General features: G+C 61.3%; 12 protein-coding genes, 1 tRNA gene and 5 riboswitches. Of the genes, 5 read left to right on the plus strand and 8 right to left on the minus strand.

What is annotated here, in order from left to right; translation table 11 throughout:
• Positions 1-2 precede the first annotated feature (2 nt).
• The 6 genes from BFE01S_RS20595 to BFE01S_RS20620 form a co-directional block, all read right to left on the minus strand.
• Positions 3-950 carry a respiratory chain complex I subunit 1 family protein gene (locus BFE01S_RS20595; RefSeq protein ID WP_028227124.1) on the minus strand — a complete coding sequence of 316 codons (948 nt, stop codon included), beginning with the start codon at positions 948-950 and terminating at the stop codon, positions 3-5.
• Positions 951-1190: 240 nt separating this feature from the next.
• Positions 1191-1262: riboswitch (Fluoride riboswitch) on the minus strand.
• 50 nt (positions 1263-1312) lie between these two features.
• Positions 1313-1681 (minus strand): DUF190 domain-containing protein, encoded by a 369-nt coding sequence (locus BFE01S_RS20600; RefSeq protein ID WP_028227125.1) that lies wholly within the window; start codon positions 1679-1681, stop codon positions 1313-1315.
• A 224-nt stretch (positions 1682-1905) separates the two neighbouring features.
• Positions 1906-3198, minus strand: coding sequence for a phosphopyruvate hydratase (gene eno / locus BFE01S_RS20605; RefSeq protein ID WP_042338098.1), 1293 nt, complete (start codon positions 3196-3198; stop codon positions 1906-1908).
• Positions 3199-3231: 33 nt separating this feature from the next.
• Positions 3232-4533 (minus strand): phosphopyruvate hydratase, encoded by a 1302-nt coding sequence (gene eno / locus BFE01S_RS20610; protein ID WP_028227127.1) that lies wholly within the window; start codon positions 4531-4533, stop codon positions 3232-3234.
• 21 nt (positions 4534-4554) lie between these two features.
• Complete coding sequence (gene ppa / locus BFE01S_RS20615; protein WP_028227128.1) at positions 4555-5091, minus strand: inorganic diphosphatase; 537 nt, start codon at positions 5089-5091, stop codon at positions 4555-4557.
• On the minus strand, positions 5091-5420 hold the full coding sequence (locus tag BFE01S_RS20620) for a DUF190 domain-containing protein (RefSeq protein WP_028227129.1): 330 nt from the start codon (positions 5418-5420) through the stop codon (positions 5091-5093). Before BFE01S_RS20620 ends, ppa begins: the two co-directional genes overlap by 1 nt.
• 173 nt (positions 5421-5593) lie before the next feature.
• A riboswitch (Fluoride riboswitch) is annotated at positions 5594-5658 on the minus strand.
• Between the two features lie 124 nt (positions 5659-5782).
• Positions 5783-5849: riboswitch (Fluoride riboswitch) on the plus strand.
• Between the two features lie 90 nt (positions 5850-5939).
• Here BFE01S_RS20620 and BFE01S_RS20625 point away from each other — a divergent pair.
• The 4 genes from BFE01S_RS20625 (at position 5940) to BFE01S_RS20645 (ending at position 9977) form a co-directional block, all read left to right on the plus strand.
• Positions 5940-6410 (plus strand): HAD family hydrolase, encoded by a 471-nt coding sequence (locus BFE01S_RS20625; protein ID WP_028227130.1) that lies wholly within the window; start codon positions 5940-5942, stop codon positions 6408-6410.
• A gap of 18 nt (positions 6411-6428) precedes the next feature.
• Positions 6429-6974, plus strand: a complete 546-nt coding sequence (locus tag BFE01S_RS20630; RefSeq protein WP_028227131.1) for an inorganic diphosphatase — start codon at positions 6429-6431, stop codon at positions 6972-6974.
• A gap of 79 nt (positions 6975-7053) precedes the next feature.
• A riboswitch (Fluoride riboswitch) is annotated at positions 7054-7124 on the plus strand.
• 78 nt (positions 7125-7202) lie between these two features.
• Complete coding sequence (locus BFE01S_RS20635) at positions 7203-7883, plus strand: hypothetical protein (RefSeq protein ID WP_156967098.1); 681 nt, start codon at positions 7203-7205, stop codon at positions 7881-7883.
• A 15-nt stretch (positions 7884-7898) separates the two neighbouring features.
• Positions 7899-9977: a dynamin family protein gene (locus BFE01S_RS20645; RefSeq protein WP_084170073.1), complete on the plus strand. Its 2079-nt coding sequence runs from the start codon at positions 7899-7901 to the stop codon at positions 9975-9977.
• 104 nt (positions 9978-10081) lie between these two features.
• Here BFE01S_RS20645 and BFE01S_RS39485 read toward each other — a convergent pair whose 3' ends face one another.
• A complete protein-coding gene (locus tag BFE01S_RS39485) occupies positions 10082-11680 on the minus strand; it encodes a MutS-related protein (protein ID WP_063834433.1) in 1599 nt (532 codons plus the stop codon).
• Entirely contained in the window at positions 11677-13212 is a 1536-nt protein-coding gene (locus BFE01S_RS20655; protein ID WP_028227135.1) for a MutS-related protein, read from the minus strand. The genes BFE01S_RS39485 and BFE01S_RS20655 overlap by 4 nt, the downstream gene beginning before the upstream one ends.
• A gap of 166 nt (positions 13213-13378) precedes the next feature.
• A riboswitch (Fluoride riboswitch) is annotated at positions 13379-13441 on the minus strand.
• Between the two features lie 1084 nt (positions 13442-14525).
• Here BFE01S_RS20655 and BFE01S_RS20665 point away from each other — a divergent pair.
• A tRNA-Leu gene (locus BFE01S_RS20665) sits at positions 14526-14612 on the plus strand.
• The last annotated feature ends 102 nt before the right edge of the window (positions 14613-14714 follow it).

Here is a 14714-nt window from a genome sequence, read left to right on the forward strand (position 1 = left end):
TGTCACCGTAGCTGGTTGGCGGCGATTGCAAGCACCGCGAGCATGAATGAAGCGGCAAGCGGCTCCTGGTATCGGAAAAAGCGCAGCCGCGACTGCGCGGTTTCCACCAGCACGACGACGAGCGCGACGAGGAGCATCCGCGCGAACAGCCCCGCCCCCGCCCCCGCCGCACCGAGCGCCGTACCGTGCCGGGAGAGGCCCCAGGGCAGCGTCAGCACGTTGCAGAAAATCGTGTAGAGGATGAACTGCTTCATCATCGATGCCCATTTGAGCAGCGCGAGCAACGGGCCGGAGTACTCGAGAATCCTCGCTTCCTCGATCATGTACACCTCGATGTGCGTGCTCGAATGAATCGGCAGCCGGTCGGTCTCAACCAGCAGCAGCACGAAGAACGCGAAGACGAGAAAGAGGTGTGCGGGGCTCCAGTAGACGGACGGCTGCTGGACCAGCAGATGATTGACCACGAACGGCAGCATCGCTTTCGCCAGCAGCGTGATGCCGACGAGCACGAGAATCAGCGTGGGTTCGGCAAGGATGCCGAGCATGACCGAGCGGCTGGAACCGATGCCGCCGTAAGCGCTGCCGGAGTCGAGCCCCGCCAGCACGATTGCAAACGAGCCGAGCGTCAGGATGAGGCCACCGCCGAGAATGTCGCCCATGTCGGAGAGCGGCAACGGGAAATCGGTCAGCACCGGGATCAGGATCGGCACCGTCATCATGCAGGTGAACGCGACGACGGGCGCGCACCAGTAGATCCATGAAGCGGTTTCGGGCACGACGATCTGCTTGCAGAACAGTTTCCGAAGATCGCGGTACGGCTGGAAAATACCGGGCCCGCGCCCGCGCTGCACGCGCTCCTCCCATTGAAGGATCACGCCCTGCAGAAGCGGGGAAAGCACCAGCACGGTGACGACCTGGGCAATCTGCAGGAGGATGTCGCGCAGGGTCATTGCCGCTCTCCCGCCCAATCGATAACCAGCGGTTCGGACCTGCACACGCACGCGCGTCCTCCCGGCGGAACGCACCTGCGTCGCGGGAATTCCGGGTTATCGGAGCTATCGGGGCTATCGGAGTCGGACTGTCGCGACTCGCCACTGCATCCCATGTTGTTCGCTTTTTTCTGGCATTAACATGCCCGGGATGCCCGTCAATGCGAGCCGGCAAAATGCCTGCCGGCCCCGGCTTCCTGGGGACTGACAGGCATCATTAGCCGCACAGGATGCGTACGGCGGTTAAGGGAGAATGCCATCTCCACACACGTCAGCAGGGAGTATACAAAACCCGGTGCGACATGCAAAGCCGCAAACTGGATCTAGTGAGCGCGCCGCCCGAGGAGTGAAAAATGCTTCCCGGGCTCCTTTGCCGCGTCATCCCCAAGCAGGCCAAATTCAATCGGCGAACGCGTGAAAAACACATGGACGTGTTCGGCCTTCACGACTTCCAGCATCCTGTCCGCTTCCTCTTCGCTGACGGCGAGAATAACCTGCACAGGCTGCTCCGCCAGGCTAAGCATGTGGGCCGCGTGGTGCGCGCCGGCATGTCCGGTGCCCTCCGCACAGTTGATCACGGTTGCGCCGTGAATGCCCAGCTGTTTCGCTTCATGGAGCAACCATTCGACGATCGTATGGTGACCGTGATGCCTGCTCTGTTCCGTGTAGAACGTAAGCTGATAGCCATTCATGTCCGCCTCCTCTCGCGCCGCCCCGATATCGTCGCCCAATGACGATCCCATGGCGCACGCATCTCCTTCAAATATTAGTCGCTTTGCGGTCTGGCGGTTGACGCAGAGCAGCAAACTTCGTACCCATATCGCTGCTTCCTGCAATCAGTCATCCTGATCGACTGATCGTACGAAACGAACCGCTTCGATGAACACCGGAACCCTCTCGTCGAGCGGCGCGTTGCTTACCGTCGCCGATCGAACGCAGCGCGTCCGGCATACTCCGCCGCGTCGCCAAGCGCGCTCTCGATGGTGAGCAGGCGATTGTATTTTGCAACCCGCTCTCCGCGCGCAGGCGCGCCCGCCTTGATCTGCCCGCAGTTCAGCGCAACGGCAAGATCGGCGATGCTCGTGTCCTCCGTCTCCCCTGAACGGTGCGCGACCATGCATGAATACCCCGACGAAAGCGCCATGCGCGCCGTGTTCAGCGTTTCCGTGACCGTGCCCACCTGGTTTGGCTTGATGATTACGCAGTTGCAGCATCGCCGCGCGATGCCGCGCACGAGAAACGCGCAGTTACTCACAAAGAGGTCGTCCCCCGCTATCTGGATCCGGTCGCCGAGTTCGCTGGTCAACTGTGCGTAGCCGTCCCAGTCGGTATCCGCAAGCGGGTCCTCGATCGAAACGATGGGATAACGCATCGACCACTCCCGACACAGCTCCATCATTTCCGCTGCATCCAGGCCGCGGTCTTCCAGTTCGAGGCGGTACCGGCCGTCCTGCCAGAGGCTCGACGCGGCAAGATCCAGCGCCAGCGCAATATCTTCGTCCGGTCGGTATCCGGCACGCTCGATGGCCTGCATCAGCAGGTCGAGCGCGGCCACGTTCGACAGCAGTTGCGGCACAAACCCACCTTCGTCGCCGAGGTTCGTCGTCGCGTGCCGCTCCACGAGAAGCGCTTCCAGCGCGTGATAGGTCTCGACGCCGTACCGGATGGCTTCCCGGAACGTCGGCGCGCCGAGCGGCACGAGCATGAACTCCTGGATGTCCGGACCGCCGTTCCCGTGGCTGCCGCCGTTGAGCACGTTCATCATCGGGACCGGCAACAGGTGCGCGTCGTCGCCGCCAAGATAGCGGAACAACGGGAGGTGGCAGACCTGCGCCGCCACGCGGGCACATGCGACCGACACGCCCAGTGTTGCATTGGCCCCGAGACGGCTCTTGAAGTCCGTGCTGTCGAGTTCGATCAGGGTCGCATCGATGCGCCATTGATCGTCGGCCGGCAGGCCGGTCAGCGCCGGCGCGATCACCTCGTTGACGTGTCTCACGGCCTGCAGGACGCCTTTGCCACCATATCGACGCGGATCGCCATCGCGCAACTCCACCGCCTCCGACTTGCCCGTAGATGCACCTGACGGCACGGCCGCACTGGCGAGCGAGCCATCGTCCAGCACCACGGTGACCTGTACGGTCGGATTTCCCCGAGAGTCCAGCACCTCTTCACCCGTCACGCGGGCGATCGACGCAGATTTCGACATTACGCCAGTCTCCTCCTGCCGGGCATCAGCATTTCACGAGCGTGCCTGAAGCTGCCGAAATGCACTGCGACCGGCGTAGCGGGCATCGTCTCCCAGCAAGCGCTCGATCGCGAGCAACCGGTTGTACTTCGCAACGCGTTCGCCGCGTGCCGGTGCACCCGACTTGATCTGGCCGCAGCCGAGGGCCACCGCGAGATCCGCGATGCTGGTGTCTTCCGTTTCCCCGGAGCGATGCGAAACAAGGCAGGTATAACCGGCCGAAAACGCGAGCGCGGCCGTGTCGAGTGTCTCGGTCACGGTGCCGATCTGGTTGAGCTTGATGAGGATGCTGTTACAGCAATGCTCGTCGATACCGCGTTGCAGGAACTTCCGGTTGGTCACGAAAAGATCGTCGCCCACCACCTGCACCCGGTCACCGAGTGCCTTCGTCAAGGCCGCAAACCCGTTCCAGTCGTTGTCGGCCAGCGGATCTTCCAGCGACACCAGCGGATAGCGGCTCACCCAGTCCGACCAGTAGTCGATCATCTGCTCCGACGTGAGCGTCTTGCCGTCGCGGGCCAGGATGTAGCGCTCGTCCTTGTAGAACGAACTGGCAGCGGGATCGAGACCGATCGCGATGTCCTCGCCAGGACGATAGCCGGCTCGCTCGATCGCCTTCAGGATAAGATCCATGGCTGCTGCATTGGATGGCAACCGAGGCACATAACCGCCCTCGTCGCCCACGTTTGTCGACGCGCCCGCTTCCGCCAGCACTTTTCCGAGCGCATGACAGGTTTCCGCGCCATAGCGCAGCGCTTCGCGGAAGGTCGGCGCGCCGAGCGGCACCAGCTTGAACTCCTGCACGTCCGGACCATCGTCGCCGTGCTTGCCGCCGTTAAGCACGTTGAACATCGGCACCGGCAGCACGTGCGCATTGGCCCCGCCGAGATAGCGGAACAATGGTTCCCCAGTCTCGATCGCCGCAGCCTTCGCGCATGCGAGCGAAGCCCCGAGGATCGCATTGGCACCCAGCACGCCCTTCGACTCCGAGCCGTCCGTCTCGATCAGTTTCTCGTCGATACGGCGCTGATCGTCCACCGGCATCCCGTTCAGCGCCCATGCGATCTCGCCATTGACGTGCTTGACGGCCTTCAGTACGCCCTTGCCGCCGTAGCGCGTCCGGTCGCCGTCGCGAAGTTCAACCGCCTCGAACTCTCCCGTCGATGCGCCCGAGGGGACCGAAGCACTGGCCGTCACGCCATTGCTTAACGTAACGGTGACGTCTACCGTTGGATTGCCGCGTGAATCCAGAATTTCGTCGGCCGAGATGGCCTTGATTACCGCATGTTTGCTCATTGCAACTCCGGGGAATGGACTTCAGGGATGGGCGCCGTGAAAGGCCGCGACCGCACTGCGAATGGCTTCGTATGCGGCGTCGATATCGGCCCATCCATCGAACTGCACCCACTTCCCCGGTTCGAGTTTCTTGTAGTTCTCGAAGAAGAACTGGATCTGGTCCAGCGTGTATTCGCCGACGTCCGAAAGCTCCTTCACATTACGTGTCGCGGGACAGACGCTATCGACCGGCACCGCGATCACTTTCTCGTCCGGGCCCGCCTGGTCTGTCATGTTCATCAGACCCACCGGGCGGCAGGCAATCAGCGAGAGACGTTCCAGCGGAAACGGCGCGATCACGATGATGTCGAGCGGATCCCCGTCACGCGCAAGCGTGCGTGGAATGAAACCGTAGCTGGCCGGGTAGCGCATACCAGCGCTCATGATACGGTCAACCTTCAGGATTCCGAACTTTTTGTCAGCCTCATACTTCACCGGCTCACTCTGCGCAGGGATTTCGATGATCGCGTTGACTTCGAGCGGCAGGTTTTCGCCCGCGGGAATGGCATTGAAATCCATCACTGGCCTCCCTCTGCGCCGAGCGTGTCGTATTCGATAGGCGCGCGGGTGTAGAAAAGACGGATACCGGCATCCCGCAGCCGTGCCAGCAGCGCATCGATCTTCGCATCATCGGCGATCAGGGTGACCGCGACGGGCTGGTCCGTCAGCTCGAAAAAGCGGGCTGCGTGAAATTTCCCTTTGGCGTCCACACCCTCGGCAATTTCGACGACAGTGGCACCCACGATGCCCGTCTGCTTTGCCTCGTCGAGGAGCCACTCGACCACTGTCATGTGCTTGACGCGATGACTCTGATTCGCCGCATAAACGGTGAACTGGCTGCCTTTCATACGCACCTCCGCAACAGCGACCGGCGCGTCCGGACAGATGAGGACAAGCGCGTACGCACGCCGGGCACGGCCCGACGCAGAAATGGAACTGATCGCATTGGAAAACCAGATTCGTAAAATGTACAAACCTGGGCGGCGGGACGCCTTGACATGCCTACGCCGTCCTGACCCAGGAACCGGTAGGCATCATTAGCCCGCGATGGGGCAGTTGAAGGAGAATGCCATCTCCTTGTTTAATCTTAACACGCTGCACAAACCCCGGCTACTACCCGGGACGCGCCCGAACTTCCTGCCGCCAAGGTTTGATCACGCGCAAAATCCGCGTTGCGAAATACCGGTACTTTGGCTACAGTAAAACGAGTCTGATCTACGGAGATGGCATTCTCCGCCAACCGCCGGCGACGCCCGGCTGATGATGCCTGCAGCTGTCCGGTTTCCGGGTTGCTGCGGGGCGCGCGTTCTCTCCCCGTTCGACCCCTGCCGGTATGTTTCTCTGTATGCCGCTGACAGGAGCGACGAATGATCTCCATCGAGATTCCCGGTTACCACACGCTGGACCTCCGGCATCTTGTGCTCGACTACAACGGCACGCTGGCGGTCGATGGCCGTCTGCTCGACGGCGTCGAGGCACAGCTCCTGGCCCTCACCCGCATCGTCGACCTCCACATCGTGACGGGCAATACCTACGGCGACGCCCGCGAGCATCTGCGCGGATGCCCGGCCGAGGTGGTCTGCCTGCCGGTCAGTGGGCAGGCTCAGGCCAAACGCGAGTATGTGCAGCGGCTCGGGGCGCAACACGTGGCGGCAGTCGGGAACGGGCGCAACGACGCCCCGATGCTCGAACGGGCTGCGCTCGGTATCGCCGTGGCAGGTACTGAAGGTCTCGCCTGCGACGCGCTGCAAGCGGCCGATGTCGTCGTCCACCATGCGGTGGATGCTCTCGGGCTCCTGCTGCATCCGAAACGCCTAATTGCCACATTGCGTAGCTGACCTGACGGGAGCTTCCAGATGGACTACGACGGTATCGGCGCGGGCGGCAATGTCCCCGCTTCGTTTGACGTGGTCATCGAAATGTCGGCGTTAGGCGAGCCGGTCAAGTACGAGGCCGACCCAAAGTCTGGCCGCCTGCGGGTCGAGACGTTCATGATGACAAGCATGCGGTATCCGGCGAACTACGGCTTCATTCCAGACACCCTTGCGCCGGACGGGCGGCCGCTCGACGCGCTCGTTGTTGCTCCGTTCCCGATCGTTCCTGGCGCAGTGGTCGAAGCACGCGCGCTTGGCACGATGCACCTGACGGATGAGCGCGGTCCGGACACAAAGGTCATCGCCGTACCCGTCGGCCGCGTTTGCACATCCACCACAGGAAGCCGCTCGCTCGACGACCTGCCGGAACCACTGCTCCACGAGTTTCGCCACTTCTTCGTGAACTACAAGATACTTGAACCCGGCCGCTGGTCCCGCTTCGAGCACTGGGGATCCGTGGAGGATGCACACGGCGAGCTGCTCCGGTGCATTGCCAAATGGCGCGAAGCGTCCGCACCATCGGAGTGACCGCTCAAACGCGAACCTTGTTCTTCCCCGAGATATTGGACGCGTTGCCGAGGCTCGCCGCAGTCATTAGATTGAAGTCGTCAACGCGGGAGATGGCATGCCTCCCTGAACCGCCGCGTGCAATATGCGGCTGATGATGCCTACAGTTCCTGGAGAGGAGCTGCGGGTCATGCCGTTGCCTGTCCAGGCGTGTGTCTTTTCAACACCAGACAGACAGTGCAATACGCCATGACGCTCTCGGACGGCGAGGTCGATTTTCTCTGGTGGTTCATCCAGGGCAGCATCATGGACGCCGACGTCCGGGCACGCCTTTACGACCACTGGGGAATGTGCCCTCGACATGCGCTGGCCTTCCTCATCGTCGAAGCGGCATTTCGTCCACACCTCATCCACGGCAGCACCATCCTGTACGCGGAACTGATACGCCGCGCCGCACGGGTGCTCGGCGGAAATCCGCTATACAGGCTGGCACCCGAAGCGCTTGCGCGACACAGGCTGCGTTCCTCTGGCCCGTGCCATATGTGCGGACTCGGCTACGGACCGGACTCCGCGGGAAACGCCCCACCTGATCGACTCGCAAAGGGCCGCGATCTTGCCAATGCGCGGGCCTTCGCCGCTGACAACCGCAACGGCTGGTTACCACACGTATGCGGGCTATGCGCCGACACCGACAGTCCTGTGCGTTGCCGGCCGCATCTCATTGAAGCGCTGGAACACGGTGGATCGATTTCGATGCAACTTCACCGGGATAGCGTCGAAAGCATCGGCACCCACCTGGCGAAATTTGAACACGCCTTTCGCTGGGACAGCCGCGACACCGATACGGACACGGATCGGGGCGCGCTCGTTGCCGCGATCGGCTGGTGCAGCGGCTGGCACGAAATACTTGCAACCTTCGATAGCCATTAGAAAACGAGACCGCTCATGTTACGCGACCACAAGCATTCCGCGTTCCCGTCTGAATACGCCAGACGGATTGGAGAAGCTTTCGTGCGCATCGACTCCTGCCTCACTGATGCATTGCATTACCTCGATCCTGTTTCGCACCGATCCCCGTTCCCGTCGCGAATCGCCGACGGTGTTCCTGTCCAGCACCAGATGATGCTGGAGGGACTGAACCAGATACGCGCGGCCATGTGCACCATCGTCGAACGACACGGCATCGCACTCCCCACCCCCGACACCGGTGCCGTCAACGCCTCCCGTCTGCGTATCAGCGAAGCGATACTCGCAGCGTCCGAACTCGACCCGCGCATCACTAATCTTTCTTCCTTGCCTCCAGCTCATGGCCTTCCCGATGAACTCCAGGAGGACGCCAGCCGGCTAGTGGGTCACCTGATGGCGCTCCTCGAAAGTGTTCAGGCATCGCTCGCCGGAAGCCTCACCGGAACAAACCCCTCCTCCGTTGGCCAGGTGCCAGGCGTGTCGCAGCAATCGGCCAATCAGGGAACGCCTGTTGACCCTCTCCTGCTGGAGCTGGAGCGCATTACAACCATCCACGGCCTGGGCGAACTCCACCGACGCACGCTCGACTTTTCCCGCCACCATGCCTCTGAAGACATAGTGGTCGGTTTTTTCGGTGCGGTCAGCGCCGGCAAATCGTCACTGATAAACAGTCTGGTGGGCAGCGCGTTGCTACCGGTGGCAGCACTGCCGACCACCACGATACCGGTCGAAGTCCGCCGCGGCCGCACCGCGAAAGGCACAGTGGAATTTGTCGCGGCAAAGCCCGAACAGATCGAACCGGGCCGCATTGCCGAGTTCGTCGACGACCACTACAACAACGCAAACGCGCGGCAGGTCACGCGAATTATCATCGAGGCGGCCGCCGAACTGCTCGCCAGCGGAGTTACGCTGATCGATACGCCAGGCGTCGACTGGAATGTCTGGGACGCGACGCCGGGTGGCCCGACGACGGCCCCCTGGTGCGATCTCGCGATCGTGCTCATTTCGGCGACCGCCCCGCTGACACTGCGCGAAGCCGCGCTGGTACGTCAGTTGACTAACCGAGGCGCACGCGTTGCGGTACTCATCACCAAGATCGATCTCGTCGAAGCCGACGACCGGTGGCGCATCTATGACCACGTCGTACGCGGTCTCTGGAAGAGTACCCACCTCGACGTTCCGGTGTACCTGATCAGCACGTGCGAGGACGACCCGCCGTGGCGGCGCGCCTGGATGGACGGCCCTTTCGCCGATACGCTCGCGCAATGCCGCGACCAGCGCCTCGCCATGCGTAGCCGACAGCTCGCTGCGTTGCGAAGCAACGTCCTCGACGCACTCCAGATACGGCTCCTGTGGCGTTCGCCGGTCACGCATGACGGCGAACAGGTCGACGAAGTCATTGGCGCATTGAGCGCGATTCGTGCAGCGATCCAGGCCGCGGCCCCGTCGCCGCGACATTCCGCCATGTTGCTCGAGCGAACGATGGCCGGCCTTGCCAACGAAATCGCGCACAACGCTGCCGCCCTGTGGTCCGAAACGCATGACATGCTGTTCGATGCAACGCGCCTGGTCGAACTGGCCACCAATGCACGGGCGCTATCGCTGGCTGGCACGGCGACCCGAACACTCGAAACGCTGCATGCGCGAGCAAACATTGCATTGCATCACGCGGCGGACGCGCTCGGGGCAGCCCGGCTTCTACCGGGGCTGCCACCGGGCGCCTACGTCGCGCCGGCCTTTGTGTTCGACCGCCCCTTGCCGACCACGCTGTTGCCACGTTCGCTCGGCTGGGTGATCGGTCGCTGGGGCTTCTATCTCAGTGCGCGCAACAGCCTGCTTCACAACGCTTCGACAGAGGTCATCCGTCAATCGCTTTCGTCCTATCTTGATCTGCTCGACGCATGGATGCGACGCTCGCTTGCGGGCCTTGCCAAGGCACTCGACGAGCATATCGTCCGCATCCAGGCCGCGCGGAAGCGGGACGACCCCGAGACACTCAGGGCGGCCAACCAGCTCCATCGCGACATCGCCAGACTGCTTTCGGCCGAATTCAGCTGACGCGCGGTGCGCCCCTTCTGCCGACGAGTCGCCCGCTGCCGGGAAACCCACACGGTCCCGATTTGAGGCCCCCAGTCGGCCGGATGACCGCGGTCGGCCTAAGACTACCGCCGCCCGTCGACACCTTGCTCCTCGCCAGGTAAAGCGGGCGCATCCTCCAGTACGCCAGCGCCAGATGCAGATGCAACGGCACCGACTTCGGGCGCGGCATCGTCGCCAAATATCTGCCGGTAGAGATCCTGACCGAAACTGGTCTGCAGTGGCTCCGCCTCAATCAACCGGAATGTGCGGACTCCGTCCTCACGGCGTTCCGCCCGTAGAAATATCGACGGAAATTTTTCGTTTTCGTGCAAGGCGTGCGCGAGTGAATAGAGATGGGTTACAAAGAATACCTTTACATGATGCTCAAGTAACGCATCCAGAATCTGCCGCCCGATGTCCGACCCTTCGCGCTCATTCGTCGATGCGAAGGATTCATTCGAGAGAAAAAGCGCATTCGCAACCATATGGTCGACGATTTCTGTCATGCGCCGCAGTTCCTCGTCGAACTTCCCTCCGCGCATTGACGCGTCCTCTTCGCGTTTGTAGTGAGTCAAGACGGCCTGCGCGACGTTGGCCTCGAATTCGTCGGCGCCCACAAACACGCCTGCCTGCAGCAGGATCTGCGCGATCCCGATGCTGCGCAGGAAGGTCGACTTCCCGCCCTGGTTAGCACCGGTCACGACAACCAGATCCTTACCGGTGGCATCCGCGTCGTTGCCGACCGGTGCCTGTTCCATTCTCAGTGCGAGGTTCACGTCGTAGAGCCCCCGATACCGATGCCTGCGCTCAGCTACCGTGTGAGGGACCGGAAAACAGACCGGCATGCCGCGGCGTACCAGTTCATTGTGCAGATTCATGCAGCCGAGATAAAACCCCAGCTCCAGGGAAAGCATTGAGAAAAAGCTTTTGATATGGTCCGCGGACTGGGCGAGCGCGTTCGCGACATGGTTGATGCCGCGTGCCTCGAGCTCCCCGAGCGCGCGCGCGCCGTTCTCGTCCCGATCTGCGATCCGGAAAGTCCTCGACGGCGGCCGTTTGGCAAACATCCGCCTGAAGAAGTTCGGATCCTTTTCGTGCGGCCTGCGCAGCACATAGTTCTCGCCCTTGTTGCCACGCCCAGGCTGCGCGCTGATCAACACTCCACCACTGAATCTGATTTCCTTCAGGCACCGTGTGATCGTTTCGAAGTACTCGTCCGCCAGTTCTTCGCGCAGCATCGAGAAAAAGCGCCGGAAGCCCGGCGACTCGAAGTGGCCCACGTTATCGTCAGCCAGACGGCGAAGCCGTACCAGTATTCCTGAAAACGTCTGGACCAGATCGCGTGCACCGTGCAGGACGCCAGTCGGCGACGAAGTCACACCCCAATAGAAGCTTTTTCGCTCGGCAGCCAGTGCCTCTACCGCAATCGCATAGATCTGCCTTGCCACATCCTCATGCTTGATGCAGTCCCTTAGCACTGCCTGGCGATAGAGGATCTCGTCGAGGTCGGACAGACTGATCGGCAAGACCTTCTTCGTTATGTCGAAAAGGTACTCGTCTCCAGCGGCCATGACCTTGTAGAGCGTATTCAATTCCAGGTCCTGTACCAGCGTTCGTTCGTTCCAGAACTCTTCGCGCCGCCAGTTGAAATCTTCTCCGTCATGCAGCAGATAGGCTTTCATGATGCGAGGCGCTCCTTCAGGCGATCGTAGGTGAGTCCATATTGCTCGGCCACCGAAATGGCGTACGCACGCCCATCCGCCGGGCGCCGCTTCACGCGGAATGTCCGGGCGGACGGATTGTCGGGATTGATCTCGCTCACCATGCTGACCGTCTGGGGGCCGAGCGTCGCCAGTTCCTCGATGAACGTCACGCATACGCACAGCGCATCGAGCCTGATGATTTCGCCTATGATGCGGCGACACAGGAACAATGCGTCGGCCAGCGTCGTCGAGCTGAAGATTTCGTTCATCAGGATGATGCTGCCGGACGTAGCGCGCTGCAGGATTTCATGCATGCGCATCAGGTCGTCCTGAAGCTTGCCGCGCAGGTCCAGCGTATTTTCCTCTCGCTCGAAATGGGCGAAAAGCTTGTCGTACAGGAACAGATGAGGGCTCCGTCCCGGTACCGGGCAGCCCAGCTTCGCCAGGTAATGCAGTTGCCCGAACGTGCGCGCGAAGGTCGTCTTGCCCCCGTTGTTCGGTCCGGACACCACGAAGATCCGCTCATAACCCTCCAGGCGCATGTCGTTGCAGACGACGGCAACCTTGTCGGCACAGAGCTTGCGAGCCAGGACGACGTCGAATGTGTTTTCGCATCGCACGGCCCTGATCGACGATGAAACCGTTGGATAGCCGAATGGCAGCCCCGCATCACGACATGGCTGGATGTAGCTGCGGTATGCAAGATAGAACTGGATTTCGCGGTCGAAAGCCGCGACCATCGGGTCCGGATAGTCGGCGTGCCGGGTGCGAAAGGCTTCCAGTGGCGCGAACGATTCAGGATGAAGTTCGGCGACGAGGTCCAGTATCTTAGCCTCGACGTGATTCATCTCCGGATAGTCATTCTGCGCGACGCTGCGATCCTTTACCTCTGCCTGCTTGAACCGGTCGAAAATACCCAGCACGTACGCACTGTAATCCGGCTCGCCGTCGTAATTCAGGACTGTCACGGTGTTACCGTTGAGGTGTATGCAGTAGCGCACTCCGGCAAGCGCCGTACGCACCTCTTCGAGATCCCGTTCAAGCCCGGCGAACACCTCGGACCCAATGTATGACTGAAGCCAGTCATCCAGCCCGCGCAAGCCTCTTGATGCAGGGCGTCCATTCCGCAAGCCGGCGGAGAATACCCTCACGGCCTGACTGTACTGCGACGCCGCCTCATGGAACCACCACTCCTTCTGTCGCCGGTAGTACAGCTTTTCGGCCTGTTCGAGACTTGCCCTCATCTTGCGCATGGCAAGTGCGAATGCCTGAATCGATAGCAGGACGTCGGCATTGTCGAGGTCTTGCATGACCTCATGGCGGTAAACAATCGCGCCCTCGCGCGTCAGCTCAGTTCGGAAGAAGGGAACCAGCTTGTACTCGTCGTAGCCCCGCGTGGCCTCGTACACAAACTGGTCCAGATTCAGGTCCCCAAAGAACCCGGGTTGATCGACTTCGCCAGACGGACGGCCATCCTCCGGCGTCTCGAAGAGAATGCTGTGGAATGCCACTGTCTTTCCCCCTGTGCTCATCACGCACGCATGGCGCACGCAGCCGGCAGGCCGTTCATAGGAAGCCAGGCCAGGCAATTAGAGAACCGGGAATCACCGCGAGGGCGGCACGGGCACGTGAAGGGAGAAACGCGATGTTTCGCGCGCACCTACAGTACCCGTTCCCAGGTCTGTAGGCATCATTAGCCCCATAGGGCGGTTTTGGAGGAATGCCATCTCCAGCTGCGGACAGTTTACGCTGCCGGGCTTCGGCTTACAACCGGCCACGAGCAACGTCGGAAACTCTACACCCAATACCTGCGCTAGAAAGCCTCTAACTACACACATCGGCCATCGTCGACCCTACCGCTGTACCTATGCAAGTTCCAGCCTGCCTGGTCTTGTCGCCGTCATGCAGGCAGGACCGGCAGTGGCGGGCCTGGCACTATGTAGCGTACCGCCCACGCTGCAGATCGTCGGTGAGGCAGAAGACTTGCCTCCTATTGCCGATGTGGAAATCGGCCTGCTCCAACATCCCCACGCCACGGCTCCCGCTGCAAGCCGCCTCGCTAGCTTCCTGCGTCGCGAACTGATAGTGGGACGAGACAACATGCTTGCCATGGGCCTCTAGCTGCTGCACAGAAAGTCCCCAGCAGCCATTGCCTCACGGATCACCGAGGACGCGTTTGCGGTGCGGTCGGCAAACCGTTCGAATGGTTCAGAACATCGCGGCTCAGGAAAGCGATGCCGCAAACGCGCCCCGATTGACGCACGGCTGCCGTTGCAATTCGGAGAACGGCAAGATGAGACGCTGTTACACGGCTATCCCCTTCAACCGTGAATTCAAGAGCGACGGCACCCGTGGCGACACAAAGCGGATGTGTCCCACGATTCCTTCGCCGGCAGCATCCTGCGAATTCCCGGGACCGTCGGAGACTGTTGCCAAAAGACAACATCCCCTGATATTGCCGCTCGTCGCGCTCATTGCTCCGATGCGGACGAAGCAAATTGCACTCTGCGCTGCAAATTAGTACATCGTTTAGTACATTAACGGCCGACCCAGAATTAAAACCATCGTATATTCAGTACGTTATGTGAAGTACGGTCGAAAGTACGGCCGGAAGTACGGCGCCTCTCCCGGGCGCCAGGATTCAGAAAAAGGTCAGCTTCGGCTGGCCTTTTTTCATTTCTGCCCCGCCTGCCCTGGGTGTACGAGAATTTCGCGCGCGATTCGGGCGACCAGGCGCAATCCGCTTCGGCTTTTGCGCAATCTTTTAAACATCTGTTGACAGCCTCCGCTGGGCCGCTATAATTGCGGTCTAGCTTGAAGACGTGCCCAGGTGGCGGAATTGGTAGACGCACCAGGTTCAGGTCCTGGCGGTGGCAACACTGTGGAGGTTCGAGTCCTCTCTTGGGCACCAGGAATTTAAAAAAGGTCGGCATTTAGCCGGCCTTTTTTCATTTCTCGTCTCGTTCAGAAAAGGTTGGACAGGACTCCAAAGAAACTGCGCAGCCAAACCCCG

It is taken from the genome of Paraburkholderia ferrariae NBRC 106233, assembly GCF_000685035.1.
Lineage (GTDB): Bacteria > Pseudomonadota > Gammaproteobacteria > Burkholderiales > Burkholderiaceae > Paraburkholderia > Paraburkholderia ferrariae.